This window comes from Pseudoalteromonas sp. APC 3224 (assembly GCF_030407535.1).
In the GTDB taxonomy this organism is placed as follows: domain Bacteria; phylum Pseudomonadota; class Gammaproteobacteria; order Enterobacterales; family Alteromonadaceae; genus Pseudoalteromonas.
This window is the reverse complement of the sequence record NZ_JASDDF010000002.1, coordinates 167,503-188,558: the sequence shown is the minus strand read 5'-3', so window position 1 is coordinate 188,558 and position 21,056 is coordinate 167,503. Positions and strand designations below refer to the sequence as shown.

Below are 21,056 nucleotides of genomic sequence, written 5' to 3'. Positions count from 1 at the left end.
TTCAAAATATTTGAACATATAGAGCAAATAATAGGAGTTATTTAATTTTAATTCAACTTATACAATAGCTGCATACTCAATTGGAACAATACAGGTTAAAACTATGACGATTAAAAATATTACAGCCGCCATCACAAAAACTGAACAGTCTTTTGCAACATTACCATTAAGGCTTATTGCGGGATTAGTGTTTAGTGCTCATGGTGCACAAAAACTGTTTGCGTGGTTTGGCGGCTATGGCTTGGAAGGCACAGGGCAATGGATGGAGTCGATTGGCTTAGCACCGGGCTATTTAATGGCATTAATGGCCGGTGGCGCCGAATTTTTTGGTGGGTTACTACTCATCGTTGGTTTGCTGGTGCGTCCTGCGAGTTTTGTACTGGCTATCACTATGGTGGTTGCTATTTTTACCACGCACATAGATAACGGTTTATTTATGAGCAACAACGGTTATGAATTTGCGTTATCGCTGTTAGCTATTACCTTAGCTTTACTGATCCAAGGAGCTGGAAAGCTATCTGTTGATGGAAAAATTCATAACAAATTAAATTAATAAGCGGATCACATAAGTGATTAAACTTTAAGCTGCCAACCTGCGTAAGGTAGGCACATTCTATAAACTAAGGAGACGGACATGGGGTTACTTGTTAACGGTGAATGGGTCGATAAATGGTACGACACCGAAAAAAGCGACGGTAAATTTGTACGCCAAGATAGCCGGTTTAGAGATACGATTTCATCAGCGCAAAACAGTAAATTTAAACCAGAAGCAGGTCGCTATCATTTATATGTATCCTTGGCTTGCCCTTGGGCGCACCGCACCATTATATTTCGTAAATTAAAGCAGCTCGAAGACATTATTTCTATGAGTATTGTTGAAGCACCCATGATGGAAAACGGTTGGGAATTTGGCGAGCAGGGCGATCCACTTTATAACTTAGATTACGCTTATCAATTGTATTTAAAAGCCGACCCTAGCTATGAAGGGCGTGTTACCGTACCTATTTTATGGGATAAAAAAACGCAGACTATTGTAAACAACGAATCAATAGAAATAATTCGCATGTTTAATAGTGCGTTTAATGAGCTTACTGGTAACAACGACGATTATTATCCAGATGCGCTACGTGAAGAAATAGAAACAGTGAATAACCGTGTCTATAACACCATTAATAATGGGGTGTATAAAGCCGGTTTTGCTACAACTCAAGAAGCTTACAACGAAGCTTACACAGCCTTGTTTGATAGCTTAGATTGGTTAGAAGCTCGATTAGCAAAACAGCGTTACTTAGTGGGCGATACACTCACTGAAGCCGATTGGCGATTATTTACCACACTTATCCGCTTTGATGCTGTGTATCACGGGCACTTTAAGTGTAATCGAGAAAAGTTAACTGAGTTTCATCATCTTAGTAACTACATTAATGAGCTTTACCAAGTACCTGGGATAAAGGAAACGGTCGATTTAGAATACACAAAGGTGCATTACTACGTAAGTCACGTAACCATTAACCCAACGCAAATTGTGCCTTTAGGTGCTAAACACACCTTTGACGCAGCCCATGATCGAGACCGTCAATACTAAATGACGCAGAGATAACGTATAGGAAAAAATATGCTTACCCATTACCCAAAAAATAGCTTAGGCCATGCTGATCATGGTTGGCTTAAGTCAAAGCACCACTTTAGTTTTGCGAATTACTATAATCCTGCGCGTATGGGGTTTGGCACTTTGCGTGTAGTTAATGATGACTGGGTAGCCCCAGGTATGGGGTTTGGTGCGCACCCGCATAGAAATATGGAAATTATTAGTTTTATCCGCAGTGGTGCCATTACTCACCAAGATAGTATGGGCAACAAGGGGATCACCGAGCAAGGTGAGGTGCAGGTAATGAGTGCAGGCACCGGCATTACCCACTCAGAATATAACCTAACAGATGAACCACTAACGTTTTATCAAATTTGGATTCAGAGTAATCAACATAATGTTGAGCCGCGCTGGGAAAGCAAGAAGTTTCCTACACAAGCCACAAGCACCCTTAGCTTACTGGTTTCGGGTTATCCAAAAGATGCCGATAGTGCACTTTTTATTAATCAGCAGGCGCGTATTTACGGTGGTAAGCTGGCAAAAGGCACGTCAATAACACAGCCGATTGATCATCAAGCCTACGTATTGGCATCGGCAGGGGAGTTTAGTATTAATGATGAGTCAGCCTCAGTTAGCATGAATAAGGGTGACGGCGCAGAAGTTACACAGACTAAAACCATCACCTTAACAGCAAACACTGAGTGTGAATTGATTATTATCGATAGCAAAAGTTAAGCGCAATTTACGTGCGCTTAACTTTATAATTGTTACTTGCTCATACTTTAAAGCTTTCCACTTGCGATTTCATTTGCTCATATAAGGCCGATACATTTTTAGATTGTTGCGTGGTTTGCGTGGAAATTTGTTTCATTTGTGCAGATTGCTCTTTTAATGACACTAAATTTCGATTTATTTCGTTAGCCACATGTGACTGCTCTTGTGTAGCTTGTGCGGTTTCAGTCGACATTTGCTGTACTTTTTCAAATGCGTGAGTCAGGCTATTAAAAATGGTAATTACTGAGTCAAAGTTGGTTAAAGTGGTATTGGCATTAGTTTGGCTATTTTTAATCGAATCAGACGACGCTTTAACGTTGTCATTTAAGCGTTGGATCATGGTATCAATTTCGTCTGTGCTTTGTTGAGTTCGTGTGGCAAGCGTTCTTACCTCATCAGCTACTACAGCAAATCCACGGCCTTGCTCGCCGGCTCTAGCGGCTTCAATCGCTGCATTTAAAGCTAATAAGTTTGTTTGCTCTGCAATATTACGTATCACTTCAAGAACAGAGGTTATATCTGTAGAGCTACTTTCTAGTTCAACCGAATTCGCTAATGCTGACTCAATATCGTTAGCTAAATCTTCAATCGCTTTGCCTGACACATCAATAGCTTGAACACCTTGCTTAACCTGCTCGCTAGATATATCGGCTTCCTGCGCAGTATTTTTTGCAAGATCTGCCATTTGTTGATTGGCCATGTCCATCTCATGGCCCGCACTAACTATTGACTCAGAGGCATTAGCAAGTTTTTGGGTTACTTCCATCGCGGTATCAGATACATCATTTAAATCACCCGTTACTGCACCAAGTTGGCTTGATTGCTGCTGAATATTTTTTATTATTGTTTGTAAATGGCTCAAGAAGTTATCAAATTCATTGCTTAAATCAGCTAATTCGTCGTGTGATGTAGTGTTAATACGCTGGGTTAAATCGCCATCGCCAGCGGCTATTTCTTTAATACGAAGGGTAATATTATTGATATTATCGGTTAGCTTTTTCGGAATGTAATAGCCCACACCTAAAGCGACAATAAAGGCAATAATAATCACAATAAAAACAATTTTTTCAAAAAGTTGAATGCTATGTTGTACGTCTTGTTTTACCGCTCTGGCATGTGTGCGTGCCTCTTCGCCCGCAACATCAAGTATATTTCTTAATTCGTTAAAGCTTTTATCAGCTTTTGCTAAATTATTATCAATTAAAGCGACTTGCTTTGCAGGAGTTGAGTAAATCAAGGTTTTACTTTGCTCATACCATTGCTGATAAAGCTGATCGAAGTTGGCATATTTTTGTGTTAGCTGAGGCTCGTCAATTAAATAGCTACGATAACTATTAAGGCGACGTATAACTTGGGCTGCGTTTTCTTCAAATAATTTTTGATTTTGTTCTAAATCACCATGCTGGTTTACTATTTTTTGTTTTGCAAGCCGGGCTTGGTATATATCTCTATCGGCATTTAGTACCTCTGAAATGGCTTCTACATAACGCCCTAAACGCTCAGCCCCCACTTTATCTTGCTGTTGTTCATTAGTATAAGCGCGAAGCTCTTCGCCTGCCTGATCCATCATTTCGCGTATTTTTATAAATTCAGGTTCAGATTTATTTAAATCACTTTGCATTTTACCTTGCGAGTGATTGGTATTAATGAGTGTTTTACTATGATTGACCCATTCATTATACAAAGGCATAAAGCTGGAAAATGAATCATGCTTTGCGAGTAACGCTTCTTCATCTTTTAAATAGATTAAGTATTTGTTAAAGCGATCCTTTACTTGCTCTGCGTTTTCTAAAAACTCTGTTTTATTCGTCTCACTATCGCCAGTTGCGCTGAGTAAATTTTCGAGTGCAATACGTGCTTGATATATGTCTCTGTCGGCATTGAGAATAACAGTAACAGCTTCAAAAAAGGTTTCTGTTTGCCTTTTCATAGCGTTGTCTTGTATGTAAGTAATCGAAGCTATGGCAACTAGCAAGCCTGCAAGGATCAGTGCTAAAAAAGCGATTGGTAAAATGACTTTAGTTCTAATTGAATTTATTCGCATGTTTCAATCCTTGTTATCTTACTGTATCTAGAGTAAATGTTAGTCATATAGTGGGACTTATGCCAAGCAGTTGGGTAAATTAATTGGGTGTTTTTTATACGCTGCAAGTCCGTATAACATTACTGTTATTTTTTATTGGTTTTATTATCCTTGTACGGCATATTCGCTTAAAATACGGCTAATTGGTTCATTTTTATAAAGGAATTCTGCTGTTAATGAATTCAATTCAGCCTAGTATATTTGGCCGTATCTTTACCCCGCATCGCTTTGTCGATATAAACCAACAAGGTTTAGTGATCAGCAATAAAACACAAATAACCTCATTGAGTTGGTGTGATTTAACGTCGCCCATTAGCTATGAGTATGGTGTGCTTGGGCAAACACTGCGCTTTAATACAGACTCTAAGCATTATCGTATTTGGATGAGAGCCTATGGCAGCAATAGGGCATTTAAAGCGCATACCGATATGCTATGGGTTAAAAGCAATATTGCAGTGCTCAACGAGATGTTAAGTAAAATAAACCACTTTGCTCACACTCAGTTTTTGCGCCAATCATATGTGACTGATATAAAAAAACAGGTAGATGAGCAATGTAAACGTTGGCTACCTTGGATAAAAAGCAGCGATGTTTTAACACCAGTAAGCACACAAATAAAATTGCTTGAACAATACAGCCAGTGGAGTGATGCACTCACTCGTTTTTTTCAGCATAAATATACCCAGTCTCAATTAGAGCGCTATAACGATTTTTTTAATTGTGTTGAAGCAAATCCACTCACAGAGCAACAACGCCGAGCTTGTATAATAGATGACGACAATAACTTAGTGCTAGCAGGGGCAGGAACAGGAAAAACCAGTGTGTTGGTGGCCAGAGCGGGCTACTTGGTTAACAGTGAACAAGCTAATTACAACGATATTTTATTACTCGCCTATGGTAAGCAAGCTGCTTGCGAAATGGATGAACGAATTAAACAAAAGCTGGGCACTGAGTCCATTAAAGCGGCCACGTTTCACAGCGTCGGCTTGACTATTATTAGCGAGGTTGAGGGCAAGCGACCTAAAATATCTAAACTTGCTGAAAACGAAAAAGCTAAAATAAAATGGGTTGAAGGATGTTTTGAATCGCTTGCCAATGCTAAACCACAATATGCTAAAGCACTGGTAAATTATATAAATAACACTCTTAATGACGTTAAAGGCGAATTTAAATTTAGTGCTGCAAAGCCTAATCATATTGCGCTTTTAAAAGAAATAAAAACTAGCGGTCATTTAACTAAATTAGCGACTGTGTTTAGCCAATTAATCAGCGTGTATAAAACCGCAAATATAACACTTGAGAGCGATTCAAAACAGATACAGCAAGCCTGGAAATTATTAAAGCCGTTGTTAGCCAACTATAACCATTATTTACGCACGCAGGGCGAAATAGACTTCGACGATATGATTATTAAAGCCCTCGATTATGTAAACACTAAAAAGTTTACATCGCCTTGGCGTTATATCATGGTAGATGAATTTCAAGATATATCACCGCTGCGAGCTACACTTGTAAAAGCACTGCGCGATAGTAAGTCTAATAGTTCACTGTTTGCAGTAGGGGACGATTGGCAAGCTATTTACCGTTTTAGTGGTGCAGATATGCGACTTACTACCGAGTTTGCCGCACATTTTGGTTTTACAACACAAACTCTATTAGATAGGACCTTTCGCTTTAATAATAAAATTGGCGAGGTTGCCGCAGGTTTTATTATGAAAAACCCAGCGCAGTTAGCTAAAGACATTCACTCAGTTGCAAAGGTAACTAAGCCCGCCGTTAGCGTGCTAAAAACATTGAAAAGTGGCTCAGCTAAAAACACCAAAATAGCGGAGCTAAATAATGGCGCAATTAAGTATTTACTACAGGGGATTAAGGGTCATTCAGGCAAGCCTGTTACTGTGTATTTACTTGCACGGTTTCGATTTCAGTTACCTTCACAAGCCGATATAAGTGCTTTACAGCAAGAGTTTTCAGCATTGCATATTGAGTGTGATACGTTTCATGGCTCAAAAGGCAAAGAAGCCGATTATGTCATTATATTAGCAATGAATGGCGGAGCGTTTGGATTCCCGAGCACTAAGCCAATGCCTCAAATTTTAGAGGTATTATTACCCGCAAAAGATAATTTCGCACATAGTGAAGAGCGTCGCTTATTTTATGTAGCGCTTACTCGCGCTAAACATAAGGTCTACATAATAACTGATGATAACAACCCCAGCTGCTTTGTTGATGAACTTATAAATGAGCATAAAATCGAAGTATTTGAGTTAAAAAATAAAGCGGTCTTTAAAGGTGTTACAAAAACTGCTTGATACTGTTGCTCAAGTAAGCGTCAGAGTGTCAAATTATAGGGCTCATACGCATTAAAAAAGCCCACTTTGGGCTTTTTTAATGCGTTATATTCAACTTATGGCAACGGCAAGTTGATGATACAAACCAATCCCAACAATAACATTAAATGGAAAGGTGACACCTAACGAGCTAAGCATGGCAAGACCAATGTCCGCTTTGGGAATAGCGGCTTTTATAGCAGCAGGTGCGGCAATGTAAGAAGCACTCGCCACTAAGCTCCCCAGAATAACCACTGAACCTAATTCTAAATTTAGCAAGGTGCCAACCATAACGCCAATGGTGCCTAAAAATAACGGCGTAATAATGGCGAAGGCAGCCAGTTTCCATTGCTGCCAAGGAAAAGGGCGAAGCGTTTGTGCAGCAACCAAGCCCATTTCGAGTAAAAATAGCGCCAGCACTACTTTAAAGCTACTGGTAAGCAAACTCGTAACCTGGCTACCCTGTTGGGTGCCATACATCATACCGATAATTACACCGCCAACGAGCAAAATCACACTCTTATTGGTAAGCGTTTCGTGCCACAGTGCTTTTAACGATAAGTTGTTGTTTTCGCTGTGCGCTTTGTCGAGCTTACGATACAACAGTAAACCTACAATAATGGCGGGTAATTCAAGCATAACTAGGTACAAGGTAACTTCTGCGCCCACTTCTAATTTAGCCGATTCGGCATACGCTAATGCTACCGCAAATGTACCAGCACTAACCGAACCATAGTGGGCAGCAATGCTGGCGCTATTCGCTACGCTTAGCTTAACAACGTGTTTTAAAATAGGGTATAAAGTGAGTGGAATAAGCCCACCAAGTAACATAACCGTGGCCATTTCTGGGAGTAATTGCCAACTTAAATTGCCATGCAGAACCATGCCACCTTTTAGACCTATGGTAAGCATGAGTAGTAAGCTGAGAGTGTCATACGTCGCTTTGGGAATAGCTAAATCAGAGCGAAGGATACCCGCTGCTAATCCTAAAATAAAAAACATTACTACAATATCAGGCACGCTGTTCTCCTCTTTATTACTAATTTGATTTGTTAAGCGGCGCTATTATAGGCAAATCTTTATATAGTAAATAATAAAATGAATGATAACATCCTATAGATAAAAACCTATGGGGTGCGTATGAATATAAGGCAACTTTCCTTCCGACTACTTGAAGTATTTATGAGTGTAGTAAAAACCGGCTCTATAAGCGAAACCGCTCGTGGACTTCATTTGACTCAGCCTACGGTTTCTTTACAAATTAAACGCTTACAAGAAGCGGTAGGTGAACCGTTAATAATTATGCAGCAACAAAAGTTGCAAATAACCGAAGCTGGTATGGCCTTATTTAGGACTTGCCAACAGGTTTTTGGTCATTTTGAAGATTACCAAGATTACTTAGCGGAGCTAAAAGGGGGTGAACGTGGACGATGTAAAATTGCTATGGTTAATACTGCCCAATATATTTTACCTAAATTGTTAGGCCCATACAGTAATGAACATCCGCATGTAGAGCTACCACTTGAAATAGGTAATCGTTCAGCCGTTTTAGCACGCTTTGAACGCGGAGAAGACGATATTTATGTATTTAGTCACCCGCCATCTTTAGAGCATGCCCAGGCTGCTAGATTTCTACATAACCCTTTAGTGTTTATAGTGCCGCAAAATCACCCGTTAGCCGATAAAACCGCACTTAAACTGGCTGATTTAGTTCCGTATCGTTTTTTATTGCGTGAAACAGGCTCCGCCACTCGCATGTTATTTGAAAGCGAGCTGCAAAGTAGAGGGTTGGTATTAAGTGACAGTGTGCAAATGGCCAGTAATGAAGCCATTAGAGTGGCGGTAGCTTCAGGTATGGGGATTGCGGTGCTTTCTCAGCATGTGCTGCCTAAAGGTGATAATAGTTTTAAAGTGCTTAATGTTACCGACACTACTTTAGCCAGTCATTGGTATTTTGTGGTGCGTACAGACCGACATATATCACACGCTGCTCGCAGCTTTTTAAAGTTTGCTGAGCAACACTTAGAGCTGTATTTAGATGAGAAGTGGGTGCGAAATGAGTTAAGAGGGCTTAATTTGAAATAAAAATAAGCCTTAGAGACAATCAAATATTAACTGGTATCAAAGTTGCTTAAGTTATTTCAGTTAAAGATTATAACGATTAAAGCAAAAATGGATTTGAGCCAATGACTTCAATAACCTTTAAAAATCAATATAGTAGTTATAATACTCCTGTTAACAAAGTGGCAAAATCGAGTGACGCTCTGCCAACATCTGCCGCTGCGGCAACAACCAGTACCGCTGAAAACCAAGCAACCCCTAATTTTATCGCTAAACCAGAAGACAAAAGCTTTTTAGAAAATGCCCAAGAGGCATTAATTTATCAACGTTTAGGTGTCGATAAAGAAACTATAGCTGAGTTAAAAGCAGCAATAGAAGCCTTGGCAGAAGAACTAGGAGAGGAAGGGGTTGATGTAGATGCCATAAAAGAGCAGATTGCTGAATTACAAAAAATGTTAGAGCAAGAATTCGAAAAAGGCACGGAGCGAATGGCAATGCAACCAACACATGAAAAAGGCAAGCTAGTAACCGCATTAGCTTAGATAACGGCATGTTGAAAGGTTATTGACTCCTGTCTTTAAGCAGGTTTTAAGTGATTAACGCACAAAGAGGGCAAACAGACGCTACGCTTTTAGAGAAGTGAACTACACCATAACTTTTTGTGGCTTCTCATTTACTCCTTATTCGCTTCTCTGTGTTCAAATAGGGTTTAGTGAATTATGCACAAAGAGGGCAAAGAGGCGCTGCGCTTTTAGAGGAGTGTACTAGACCATAACTTTTTGTGGCTTCTCATTTACTCCTCATTCGCTTCTCTGTGTTCAAATAGGGTTTAATGAATTATGCACAAAGAGGGCAAAGAGGCGCTGCGCTTTTAGAGGAGTGTACTACACGATAACTTTTTATGGCTTCTCATTTACTCCTCATTCGCTTCTCTGTGTTCAAATAGGGTTTAGTCAATTATGCACAAAGAGGGCGAAGAGACGCTTCGCTATTAGAGGAGTGCTCTAAACCATAACTTTCATCTGTAACCAAAAAACCAAGCAGGGGCTTATAAAAAGTAATAGCATGCCCACACTCAGTAAGTTACCTCTAAAAAGGTTAAAATCATCAAGTATTTTCTGCCACTTATACTTAAATAAATATCTGCCCACAACAATATCTAAACTAAGCATTATTGTTAGCCAAACAAAACCCACATTTAAACAATCTAAGTACGAAATAGGGTTAACCCATGGCAAGGTTAGCCAAGTAATGGCATAAATAATCGCAGTGCCCAAAAGTAAGCTGAGTGTTTTTGCGCGTTCTAGAGCGTAAAATCGATGTAAAACCCTTACTCTAATATTGCCATTAATTATCTCAGCTAAAGCGAGTAATAGGCCAACGGCGCGTGTTTTTTAAAGCATGTAAAGCTCCTGGTGCAGATCATGTTAATTATTAACGATGACCTTACCTAATTTATAGCTATAACGCATAAGGTGCTGCTCACCATTTTTAGAGATTAACTATCGTTATCAGTTGTTATTATGTGTCATTTTTTATAAGGTGAACTTTGCTTATAAAAATAACAATAGGAACGCCGTCATGAAAACCCTTGAACAACAGCTCGGCCAGTATGGTTTGTACCATCGCTCTAAACGAAATGTATTAACCCATTTTTTTGGTATTCCACTCATTGTGTTTGCCGCTTTATGCTTACTCGCCCGAATTGAAATTCCTATTGCTAATTTTAGCATTGATGGCGCGCAAATTTTTGTATTAGCCTCTGTGGTTTACTATTTTATGTTGAGCTTTTCGCTTGGTTTAATCATGGGAATTATTTTCACTTTATTACTGGTAGCTGCCCAGCCAATTGCCGCAATGGCATTAATACCTTGGTTGGTAATTGGAGTTGGGGTGTTCGTGTTTGGCTGGATATTACAGTTTATTGGTCATTATTTTGAAGGTAAAAAGCCCGCTTTTGTTGATGATTTAGTAGGCTTAATTATTGGCCCTTTGTATGTCACTGTTGAGCTACTATTTTTAATGGGCTTTTACAAAAACTTAGAACAGCAAGTGAATGAAATAGCGGGTCCAACTAAAGCATAACCAGTCAAAGAATATAAGGTAAACCATGGATTATAATAATAAAATAGTGTGGATCACCGGCGCATCATCAGGTATTGGTGAAGAACTTGCAAAACAATTTGCAGAGCAAGGTGCAAAGGTTATTTTATCAGCGCGAAATATCGATAAACTCAACCAAGTAAAAGGCGAGTTAAAAGGCGAGGGGCACCGCGTTATCCCGCTTGATTTATCAAAGCCCGAAACCCTACTGCAGGATGTATCGGCGCAAATAGATAGCTTAGGCCCCATTGATATTTTAATTAATAACGGCGGTGTATCACAACGTAGCTTATTTTTAGAAAACGACTTTAAAGTGTACCGGCAACTTATGGAAGTAAATTACTTTGGCTTAATTGCACTCACTAAAGCGGTACTACCTTCAATGGTGGCACGTAAAAGCGGTTCAGTAGTGGCTATTAGTAGCGTGGCAGGCAAAGTAGGCTCAAAGTTTAGAACCGGATACTCAGGCAGTAAATACGCTGTGGTAGGCTTTATGGATTGCTTACGCGCCGAAGTGGCGCAGCACAACATACATTGTTTAACTATTTGCCCTGGCTCAATTAAAACGGCGATTGCCCATAACTCATTAAACGAGCAAGGGGAAGCGCAAAACAAATCTGAGCCTTCAATAGAAAATGGTATGAACGTAAATGTAGCCGCATCAAAAATGCTCACCGCAATCTACAATAAAAAAGACGAAGTTGTAATAGGCCAAGGGTTAAGTGGTTGGGCACCGTTTATAAAACGGTTTTTCCCAGGATTATTTAATCGCTTAACCGCTAAGGTGGAATATAAATAACTAAGTACAGTACTTAAACGCCAGCATTTAGCTGTTTAGCGCAATGCTGGTTCGTGCTTAGCTTTATGGCTGTTTTTGTACCTTCCAAGGTGGGTTTAATCGATTTTCTCCAGCTTTATAGAGTTTAATTTTATTTCCTGAAGGGTCTTTTAAAACCGCTTCTTTCCATAGATACCTTTGCTCTGTGGGTTGCTGTTCGAATACGATCCCTTTTTTGATTAACTGCTGGCACAATTGCTCAAGGTTATCGTTCTCAAAATAAATTACAGAATGATTTTCAAAAAATTCACTTTCTAAAGACAATGAAAATGTAGAGTCACCTTCAGGGCAACTAAAACGTGCATAATGAGGTGTATCAACAATTTGGGTAAAGCCAAGTGTGCGATAAAAACTCACCGCTTCATTCATATCTTTGACTGGCAAAGTTACTTGATTCAGTTTCATTCAAACTCCCACTTCAAAAAATAGATAAATTTATATGGATTTACTCTCGCCCTGGCTCATGTCCCTCATAACGAGGAAGCTGAGCATCTAAGTCTTCCCAATTAGCTTTTGAGGTGATGAAATTATGCGATATTGGTCGCTCTGTTATATCGCAGGTTAACGCGCCTAATCGAAGGCGATATCTTTGAGGAGATTGAGCGTTAGCACTATAAATTGGAGCGCCGCAGGTTTTACAAAAGTACTTACGTTTACCTTCACTACTTTGGTAAAAAGTAAGTGTGCCGTTGTAGTCAGTTAATGTCAGATCGCTGGCATTAATAAATCCATTAGTAGCAAAAGCACTGCCACTGGCCTTACGACAAAGCGAACAATGACAATGAATAATATCAGTAACTTTACCATTAATTGAAAAGTTGATTGAGCCGCATAAACAACTACCTGTGTACATCTGTATTCCTTGATTTAATTATAATTTTTTCATTATATTGCATTTTTTCCAGTAAATTTTTGATGCTTTATGGCTTAATTACACACTTTACTAAAAATGCTTTCCTCGCACTCACAAAATCATCAGCGCTTTAATATTCTGCTACTTCAAACAATGCATCAACTCTTTTGGAGTAGATTAATAATTCCACTAATTAACGTTAATGTAAATAATTGTTTATGCGAGTTTTTAGGTGGGTTATGAGCATAAGTAAGAGAAGGCAATAATGCTATGAGTATAATGAGCTGTGCTCAATTAAAAGCTGGTTACGATAGAGGTTAAGCTAGGGAATTATCTGGTTGGGCTTAAGTGAATTTAAAAAAGGATGTTTGTAAGTATTAAAACCCCGCGTTTTTAACGCGGGATTGGTTTGAATTGGTAGGCTATATGTTTACTTGGCTTTTTTGGCTTCGAGTGCTTCTATTTCATTCCAGATTTTTTCAGCCTCGTCAGTTAACATCGCATAGCTTTTAATATCGCCTTTTCTTTGTGCTTGCATGCCTTGCTCTAATTTTGCATCGTACTCTTTACGCAATTTTTTGATTGGATCTGGCTTTAAAAATGAAAACATCAACACCCTCGTTGTTTATTAGCTAATTACAGTAACAGTACGCAGTTAAGCTGCAAAAAGTTTGCTGTTACTGTAATTAGATGTATTAAATGACTACTTAGGATCTAGTCGCACAATGCCTTGGCCATCTAATCCAAGGTAAATAGTACCATCATCACCTTGGGCTAGGCTGCGAATACGGCCAATACCTTCAAGTAATTTACTTTGTTTAACGGCCTTGCCACCTGCTATTTCTAATACGCTAACAAAGGCGTATTTCATTGAAGCGAGTAAAAATTTACCTTTAAGTTCAGGGTATTTATCACCTTTTACTAGCAACATGTCTGAAGGAGCGATAGACGGTGTCCACTGTAATATGGGCGCTTGCATGCCCGGTTTTTCTGTTAAATCGGTAAACGAGGTGCCGCTGTAGTTAATACCGTAACTCACCACGGGCCAGCCGTAGTTAGTTTTAGGTTTAATCATATTAAGCTCATCGCCACCACGGGGGCCGTGTTCGTGTGCCCAAAATACACTATTGTCACCATCGAACCACATACCTTGTGGGTTACGATGCCCATAAGACCAAACCGCTGGTTTTGCACCTTTTTGGTTTACGAAGGGGTTGTCGGATGGAATTTTACCATCGTCGTGTAAACGATAAATTTTACCGCCATCACGGCCTAAATCTTGTGGGTTAATATCTCGCGAGCCGCGATCGCCAATCGAAAAATACACATAGTTTTGGTTATCAAACACAATACGGCTGCCGTAATGCTGACCTTTTTTAGAGTTATGCTCACCTTTGTATAATTGTTGTGACTCAAGTAGTTGGCTGTGATCGTTTTTTAGCTTTGCACGCATAAGTGCGGTGTTACTACCTGCGCCATCGCCTTCACTGCTTGAATAAGTAATATATAGCCATTGATTATTAGCAAAATCAGGGTGTAGCTCTAAATCAAGAAGCCCGCCTTGGCCGTTGGCATCTATTTTTGGTAGCCCTGTGATTTTAGTTAAGCTGGTGGAGTTATTACGAAGTAAATAAAGGATGCCGCTGCGCTCGGTTATTAATAAGTCACCGTTTGGCAGAGCCTCAATAGCCCACGGAATTGAAATTCCTTGGGCAATAGTTACCGGTTTTACATTAAGCGCTAATTTATCCAGTTCTTTAAAATCAACTGCATAAGTACTGAGGCTGGTGAGCCCCGAAAGTGCAAATGCACAACTGATTTTGGCAAGTGTAGAAAATTTTTTACGCGTTGTTACTTTGTTCATAATGGCTTCCAAAATTAACTAAATTTTAACTACCTTAGCACGCTATTTATCATGGTGTTAAGTATTTGGGATAAGTACAAGTGCACGCAATTTAATCGTTCTCCATTGGGTACTTAAGCGTTGTTAACCTTTAAATACCGCTCTAGAAAAATTGAATAATTACTCTAATGGGGTTGAAATTTAAAAATTCGAGCGTACACTTGTGCGCTGAAGTTTGGGCTTACACGTGTATGCTCAAATATAAAACCCAGCAGAAACTAATGGGTAGTCGATTTAAATAGAGAATTTATAACCATGTTAACTCCGGTATTAGATCAATTTTCAAAATGGTTTTTACACCATCAAAGCTTTGCAGCTTATATTGAGCCAATAATGCAAAAGTTTAAACCTGCGTGGCGCGCTGACCTTTTTCGAACCAAGGTTGTTGATGTTCAAGCACTAAGCGGGCGATTTTTAAGTATTTCACTTAAACCAAGTAAAAAGTGGCCTATATATATTGCTGGTCAACACATTAGCTTAACGGTGGAAGCTAATGGACGTTTGCTTACTCGAGTGTTTACTTTGGCATGCAGCCCCGCACAATTTAAGGCGACAGGTTTACTTCGTTTATTAGTAAAAACAGATCAGCAAGGTCATTTTACAAGCCAATTGCAAAATGCATTAGCGGTGCAGCCATGGTGTAATATTTCTTTACCAAGTGGCGACTTTGTATTTAAAAGCTGGCACAAACCCAGCACGTTTATTGCTGGTGGTTCGGGAATCACGCCTATGCTTGCAATGCTTGATCAGCAGCTAAGTAATACTGAGCATCAGATAAAATTAATTTACTTTGCAAAAGCAGGTGAGCATCAATGCACTAATGAGTTAAAAATGCTGACACAGCAATATAATCATTTTTCTTACGTACTGCTTACACGGGATCGAAGCCCATATTTAACTACTCATATAAATACGGACGATAATCCTGATATATATTGCTGTGGTCCTGCTGGCTTTATGCAAGAAGTTGCAGATTTTACTCGTCTACTTAATTTAACCTATTACCAAGAATCGTTTGCTCTATCCATGCCTAAATTGACTGACGACAATCATTTTTCAGTAATAATAAATAAAGACACGCATGTAGTGACTAGTAATGAGGTGCTATTAAACCAGTTTGAAGCAAAAAAACTCCCTGTGCAGCGTGGTTGCGGCATTGGTATTTGCCATCAATGCCAGTGCATTAAAAAGTCGGGAGTGGTGCGTAATTTAAAAACTAATCAATTATCAGATACTGGCGAGCAGTTAATTCAACTGTGTGTGAGCCAAGCCGTTAGCGATTTGGAGTTACAGCTATGACAACTATAAATTATCAACAGTTAGCCGATGATTTAGATGAAATTAAAATGTCGACATTAGCTACAGTTGGGCAAAAGGATGCAAACTATATTCGTTCTATTGTGCGTAAGCAGCGGTTTTGCGAAATAGGCGGACGGATTTTATTGATGCTTGGTTTTGTACAGCCATTATTGTGGGTAGCGGGTGTTTTATTACTTGGTTTGGCTAAAATTCTCGACAACATGGAAATTGGCCACAATGTAATGCATGGTCAATACGATTGGATGAACGACAAACAGCTTAACTCTAAAACTTACGAGTGGGATATAGCCTGCGACGGCCAAAGCTGGAACCGCGTTCATAACTTTGAACACCATACTTACACTAACATTATCGGAAAAGATCGTGACTTTGGTTATGGCTTATTAAGATTGAGCAATGATTTTAAATGGCGACTAAAAAATACATGGCAGTTTATTACCTATTTAAATTTAAGCGTGCTGTTTCAGTGGGGCGTGTCGTATCATGAGCTCGCAGGCGAGCGAGTCTTTATAGGTAAAAAGAAACCAAACCGTGAAGGTGCTGTGGCGCATAGCACCTTGAAAAAGCGCTTTTTTAGTAAAGGGGCGCGCCAACTAATTAAAGACTATGTGTTATTTCCAGTTTTGGCGGGGCCATTATTTTTGTGGGTATTAAGCGGTAATTTGCTGGCAAACTTAATTCGTAACCTATGGACCTCAACCATTATTTTTTGTGGCCATTTTACCGAGCAAACCCATACCTTTTATGAGCAAGACTGCAAAAACGAAAGCCAAGGGCAGTGGTATTATCGCCAAGCGCTGGGGTCGTCAAACATTAAAGGGGCACGTTGGTTTCATATTTTAACTGGGCATTTAAGCTTTCAAATAGAGCATCATTTATTTCCTGATATGCCATCGTCCCGTTATCAAGAAATTGCGCCTAAAGTGCAAGCCGCATTACAAAAGCAGGGCATTGCTTATAATACTGGCGGATTTTTTCAGCAATACACCTCAGTATTAAAGCGTATATTGCGTTATTCGTTTAAATAGAGGCTAATAAAATAGCCGCCATCATAATGTTCGCATTAATTAATCAGCTAACTATAAAATGTTAGCTGATTATTGCATTAAAAGGTTGGTAAGTGCTTTATTGATTAAATAATCATCAGTACATGCAAAAAATTCTTCTAATTAATTTAAAAACAGCTCGTTTTGCTATGGTTAAATAGTAGCTGGTTGTCATACAATGGAGAAAAATAGACCACACAAGAGAGAATAAAAATGGCAGCATTTGGTACTGTGTTTATGCCGCAGATGATTCAAGCTAAGTTTTCTGACAATCAGTGGGGCGAAAGCTCAATTGTTCCTTGCGATAAGCTTGAGTTGCATGCAGGTGCGCACGTTCTTCATTATTCAAGTACATGTTTTGAAGGGCTAAAAGCCTTTCGTCACGAAGATGGCTCGGTTAATATTTTTAGAATGGACGCTAATATTGCGCGCATGCAGCAAAGTTCTAAATTGTTGAGTTTACCTGCTGTTGATGGCGAGATGCTAAAAACAATGATCATCGATATTGTACGTGAATACGCCGATGAAACGCCGCTTCCTCCTGGTTCTATGTATATTCGCCCAACCCACATTGGTACGGAAGCTGCCATTGGTAAAGCGGCGGCACCGTCAATGAGTTCATTGCTTTACACGTTATTATCGCCAGTGGGTGATTATTTTTCAGGTGGCGCAACTGCGTTACGTGTTTTACTTGAAGAAGATGGTATGCGCTGTGCACCGCACATGGGTATGATCAAAAGCGGTGGTAACTATGCCAGCGCACTTGGCCCAATTTCAGCAGCACGCACTAAATATAAAGCCGACCAAATTTTATTTTGCCCAGGCGGCGATGTGCAAGAAACCGGTGCCGCAAACTTTATTTTAATTGATGGCAATGAAATCATTACAAAAGCACTCGACAGCACATTTTTACACGGTGTAACCCGTAATAGCATTTTAACCATAGCTAAAGATTTAGGTATGACGGTTAGCGAGCGCAACTTTACTGTCACTGAGCTTTTAGAGCGTGCAGCAAAACCAGGTACTGAGGCAGCACTTTCAGGCACTGCGGCAGTATTGACTCCAGTAGGTACGTTTATTCATAACGATAAAGAATACAAAGTAGGTAATGGTGAACCAGGGCCAACAACGGCACGCTTACGTCAAGCATTGAACGATATTCAATGGGGCAAGAGCGAAGACAAACACGGTTGGTTAACTAAAATCTAATCGGGTTCTAGGGTCTGTTGACCTTTGCGGATTAAAATTTGTTCAAACTAGGGGCGGTTTAATCGCGGCGCGAGGTTTGTAACCTAGTGGGCTAAGTAAAAACCGAGCAACAAAGAGTAAATCGTCCCTAGGCAGAACCCTTCGGGCAGCGCCTGTTTGGCATTGATGCTGCGTTATCGCCTATTTATGGGGAATAACCACACCACATAGGCTCTGCCTTGCCTAAATACCAAACAGACTGCTGCAAATTTAACCTTGAAAGTTCAACAGACCCTAAGCTATTAAAAAGCCACACTATTTAGTGTGGCTTTTTGGTTTAAGCTACAGCTTAAAACTTCATTTCAATTTTGCCGTATACATAACGGCCATTAAAACCAAATGGTGAAAAGCCCGAGTACGAGAACAAGCGAGAGAAAGTGGTTACATCGCTCACCAGCTCTCGAGTTGGATCTGGGTATACATCAAACACATTATTAGCGCCTAAGCTCAGAGTAAGGTTATTATTAAGTGCATAGGCAACATCTAAATCGGTGATCCATTTAGGTTCTAACACTTCGTTACGCTCTGGGTTTTCAGACGGGTCTTGTGTTTCACCGTAGCGAGTGCTGCGAAGTGTGGTGCGCCATTCGTTAAGTGTCCATGTTGCGCTAAGGTTGTATTTATTGCGCGGCGTGCTCACTTCAAAACGACGTAGCTCGTTACCCGAGAACAAATTATCTTGCTCAACCCCAACACTTTGTAATTGTGCTGGTGGGTCAATAATATCGGTGACTTGGTTTTTACCGTAGTTGTAACCTAAATTAAACGCTACATCACCGTAATTGTCGGTGATTAAATTATAAGAAGCCACGACGTCAACGCCACGGGTTTTGCTATCAATCGCGTTTAAGAAAAATCGACCTTGGTTAGCGCCGGTGCCCTCAAGTAAGCTTGCAACGCCTGCGCCCGATAAGTTATTTGATAACACAATACGGTCATCAATTAATATTTGGTAGTAATCAACAGATAAGCTGAAGTTGAAGTCGGTTGACCACGTAAAGCCTACCCCGTAGTTAGTAGCTTCTTCTGCGTCTAAACCCGGTGAACCCAATGCAACGGCAACATCGCTGCTTGGCGCAAAGGTACCTGTCTGTGTTGGTTCGCCATCCACAAATACAGTCGCTACCGAGGTAAAGTATTGCTGTTGTAGAGACGGAGCTCTAAACCCAGTTGATACAGAGCCACGCAGTGCTAAGTCTTCTGTAAGTGTATAGCGAGTGGCAATTTTACCATTAAGCGTGTCGCCAAAATCAGAGTAGTCTTCGTAACGGGCGGCTACGGCAACATTCCAGTTATCTGTAATAAAGGCTTCTAAGTCAACGTAAAGGCTAACATTGTGGCGGCTGTTATCACCCGCAGATTCAGGTGTGAACCCCGGGAACACTTGTGAACCTGCAGAGCCGAATGGGCCATTAACCGGATCGGTCACGGCACCACCTGGGCCAAAATTACCACGCGCATAAGAGGCTTCTTCACCTGCTTGAATTTCATACCCTTCGCGGCGATACTCAGCGCCCACTGCCACGTTAATTCCGCTGGCTAAAAAGTCAGCATCAATCTCACGGCTAAAATCAAGATTAATAGTCAGCTGATCGTAAGTTAGCGTGCCGGCATCAAAACTGGTTTGGCTACTTGGCCCATATGAAGTGTTTAAACTATTAATAACACCAAAGTTAAAGGCATCTTGGCCATATACAGCAGAAGCATCGTAGTTCCATTCATTAGCAAAGCCTTTCACACCTAAAGCCAATGAAAAGTCATCAATGTCTGAGGTGATCACCGGCAAAAAGCCATCAGGGTATATTTCTGTAACGTTACGGCTGTCTTGGGCGCGACGATAAAAACCACCGCCTTCGCCTTCACGTTTACTGTATGAGCCAAAAGAATAGAGCTCAGCATCGTTAGCTAGCTGATAACCTGCGTTGTAAAACAGCGCAAAGTCTTCAACAGTGCCGTTACCAAAGTTATGGTTGTAACGATCCCATGTGAATTCGCGTGGGTCGAGAGAGCCATCAGGTAAACGAGCGTAGTTTTCGCGTTGGTCGTAATCAGAGCGGTTGGTAGAGCTGCGATCGCGATATTCACTAGAAATACTCAAAAAGCCGTTATCGCCTAATTCAAACCCCATATTACCTTGCAGAGTTAAGGTTTGGCCGTCGGTAAGCGAGCGGTCGCTGCCCTCAGTAAAAGCTAAGTCACCATTTGCGTCCTCAGAAACCGACTGTAACTGCGCGACACCGTCCATATCGGTAATATTTGCACCATATACGGCACCCAAACTACCCCCACTGCTATTGCTTTTAAGGACGATATTAATCACCCCGGCAATAGCGTCTGAGCCATATTGAGCTGCGGCGCCGTCACGTAATACTTCAATACGTTCAATCGCGTTTGCAGGTATGGCGTTTAAATCAACCGATGACGAGCCTCGACCCGTTGAGCCGTTTAAATTAAGTAGCGCGTTACTGTGGCGACGTTTACCATTTACGAGCACTAGGGTGTGATCAGGGGCTAAGCCACGCAGTTGAGCGGGGCGTACATGATCGCTGCCATCGGTAATTGATGGTTGGGGGAAATTAAAACTTGGTAATAACGTACTTAATAGTGCATTGGTTTCTGTTTGCCCCGAACTTTTTAAGGCATCATTACTAATAATATCAATAGGAACAGGGCTATCTTCAACTGTGCGGCCTAGTCGGCGAGAGCCAATTACACTAATTTGTTCAATGTTTTCTTGGATTTGTGTTTCTTGCTCAGCAGCGTTAGCCGTCCATGAGCCTACAAGTGCAGCGGCGATACTTAAAGTGATGGTCTTTTTTGCTGTAAATAGCGGTGTAATTTGCATAACTAATTTCCCTCATTCGATGCTCTTCAGGTGGTTTCAATATAGTGTTTGTTAGAATAATGAA

The 21,056-nt window shown here is 40.4% G+C and carries 18 protein-coding genes; 11 read left to right on the top strand and 7 right to left on the bottom strand.

What is annotated here, in order from left to right:
* Positions 1 to 103 precede the first annotated feature (103 nt).
* The 3 genes from QL989_RS01875 to QL989_RS01865 all read left to right on the top strand — a co-directional run bounded on the left by QL989_RS01875 (position 104) and on the right by QL989_RS01865 (position 2,323).
* On the top strand, positions 104 to 553 hold the full coding sequence (locus tag QL989_RS01875) for a DoxX family protein (RefSeq protein ID WP_008109247.1): 450 nt from the start codon (positions 104 to 106) through the stop codon (positions 551 to 553).
* Positions 554 to 634: 81 nt separating this feature from the next.
* Complete coding sequence (locus tag QL989_RS01870) at positions 635 to 1,585, top strand: glutathione S-transferase family protein (protein WP_178956193.1); 951 nt, start codon at positions 635 to 637, stop codon at positions 1,583 to 1,585.
* Between the two features lie 30 nt (positions 1,586 to 1,615).
* Positions 1,616 to 2,323, top strand: a complete 708-nt coding sequence (locus tag QL989_RS01865) for a pirin family protein (RefSeq protein ID WP_178956192.1) — start codon at positions 1,616 to 1,618, stop codon at positions 2,321 to 2,323.
* 40 nt (positions 2,324 to 2,363) lie between these two features.
* Here the strand turns inward: QL989_RS01865 and QL989_RS01860 are convergent, their stop codons facing one another.
* The gene (locus QL989_RS01860; protein WP_290167770.1) at positions 2,364 to 4,406 is read right to left on the bottom strand and encodes a methyl-accepting chemotaxis protein; all 2,043 of its coding nucleotides are present in this window, start codon (positions 4,404 to 4,406) and stop codon (positions 2,364 to 2,366) included.
* A gap of 215 nt (positions 4,407 to 4,621) precedes the next feature.
* On the opposite strand from QL989_RS01860, the gene helD reads away from it, so the two are divergent.
* A complete protein-coding gene (gene helD, locus QL989_RS01855; protein WP_178956190.1) occupies positions 4,622 to 6,757 on the top strand; it encodes a DNA helicase IV in 2,136 nt (711 codons plus the stop codon).
* 90 nt (positions 6,758 to 6,847) lie between these two features.
* Here the strand turns inward: helD and QL989_RS01850 are convergent, their stop codons facing one another.
* Positions 6,848 to 7,795: a sodium-dependent bicarbonate transport family permease gene (locus QL989_RS01850; RefSeq protein ID WP_290167767.1), complete on the bottom strand. Its 948-nt coding sequence runs from the start codon at positions 7,793 to 7,795 to the stop codon at positions 6,848 to 6,850.
* Between the two features lie 120 nt (positions 7,796 to 7,915).
* On the opposite strand from QL989_RS01850, the gene QL989_RS01845 reads away from it, so the two are divergent.
* The 4 genes from QL989_RS01845 (at position 7,916) to QL989_RS01830 (ending at position 11,738) form a co-directional block, all read left to right on the top strand.
* Entirely contained in the window at positions 7,916 to 8,860 is a 945-nt protein-coding gene (locus QL989_RS01845) for a LysR family transcriptional regulator (protein WP_290167766.1), read from the top strand.
* Positions 8,861 to 8,961: 101 nt separating this feature from the next.
* Entirely contained in the window at positions 8,962 to 9,378 is a 417-nt protein-coding gene (locus QL989_RS01840; RefSeq protein WP_290167764.1) for a hypothetical protein, read from the top strand.
* Between the two features lie 1,039 nt (positions 9,379 to 10,417).
* A complete protein-coding gene (locus tag QL989_RS01835; RefSeq protein WP_054201066.1) occupies positions 10,418 to 10,921 on the top strand; it encodes an Mpo1-like protein in 504 nt (167 codons plus the stop codon).
* Between the two features lie 25 nt (positions 10,922 to 10,946).
* Positions 10,947 to 11,738 (top strand): SDR family oxidoreductase, encoded by a 792-nt coding sequence (locus tag QL989_RS01830; RefSeq protein WP_290167760.1) that lies wholly within the window; start codon positions 10,947 to 10,949, stop codon positions 11,736 to 11,738.
* 63 nt (positions 11,739 to 11,801) lie between these two features.
* Here the strand turns inward: QL989_RS01830 and QL989_RS01825 are convergent, their stop codons facing one another.
* From QL989_RS01825 to QL989_RS01810, 4 genes are all read right to left on the bottom strand, one after another.
* Positions 11,802 to 12,182, bottom strand: coding sequence for a VOC family protein (locus QL989_RS01825; protein ID WP_055012597.1), 381 nt, complete (start codon positions 12,180 to 12,182; stop codon positions 11,802 to 11,804).
* A 40-nt stretch (positions 12,183 to 12,222) separates the two neighbouring features.
* Positions 12,223 to 12,630, bottom strand: coding sequence for a GFA family protein (locus QL989_RS01820; RefSeq protein WP_054201063.1), 408 nt, complete (start codon positions 12,628 to 12,630; stop codon positions 12,223 to 12,225).
* Between the two features lie 430 nt (positions 12,631 to 13,060).
* On the bottom strand, positions 13,061 to 13,240 hold the full coding sequence (locus QL989_RS01815) for a DUF6435 family protein (protein WP_010390276.1): 180 nt from the start codon (positions 13,238 to 13,240) through the stop codon (positions 13,061 to 13,063).
* Positions 13,241 to 13,333: 93 nt separating this feature from the next.
* Positions 13,334 to 14,494 carry a PQQ-dependent sugar dehydrogenase gene (locus QL989_RS01810; protein ID WP_290167754.1) on the bottom strand — a complete coding sequence of 387 codons (1,161 nt, stop codon included), beginning with the start codon at positions 14,492 to 14,494 and terminating at the stop codon, positions 13,334 to 13,336.
* 294 nt (positions 14,495 to 14,788) lie between these two features.
* On the opposite strand from QL989_RS01810, the gene QL989_RS01805 reads away from it, so the two are divergent.
* The 3 genes from QL989_RS01805 (at position 14,789) to QL989_RS01795 (ending at position 18,108) form a co-directional block, all read left to right on the top strand.
* Positions 14,789 to 15,832, top strand: coding sequence for an FAD-binding oxidoreductase (locus tag QL989_RS01805; protein ID WP_290167752.1), 1,044 nt, complete (start codon positions 14,789 to 14,791; stop codon positions 15,830 to 15,832).
* Entirely contained in the window at positions 15,829 to 16,881 is a 1,053-nt protein-coding gene (locus tag QL989_RS01800) for an acyl-CoA desaturase (protein WP_008109218.1), read from the top strand. Before QL989_RS01805 ends, QL989_RS01800 begins: the two co-directional genes overlap by 4 nt.
* 225 nt (positions 16,882 to 17,106) lie before the next feature.
* Positions 17,107 to 18,108, top strand: a complete 1,002-nt coding sequence (locus QL989_RS01795; protein WP_290167784.1) for a branched-chain amino acid aminotransferase — start codon at positions 17,107 to 17,109, stop codon at positions 18,106 to 18,108.
* 328 nt (positions 18,109 to 18,436) lie between these two features.
* Here QL989_RS01795 and QL989_RS01790 read toward each other — a convergent pair whose 3' ends face one another.
* Positions 18,437 to 20,992 (bottom strand): TonB-dependent receptor, encoded by a 2,556-nt coding sequence (locus QL989_RS01790; RefSeq protein ID WP_290167748.1) that lies wholly within the window; start codon positions 20,990 to 20,992, stop codon positions 18,437 to 18,439.
* Positions 20,993 to 21,056 lie beyond the last annotated feature (64 nt).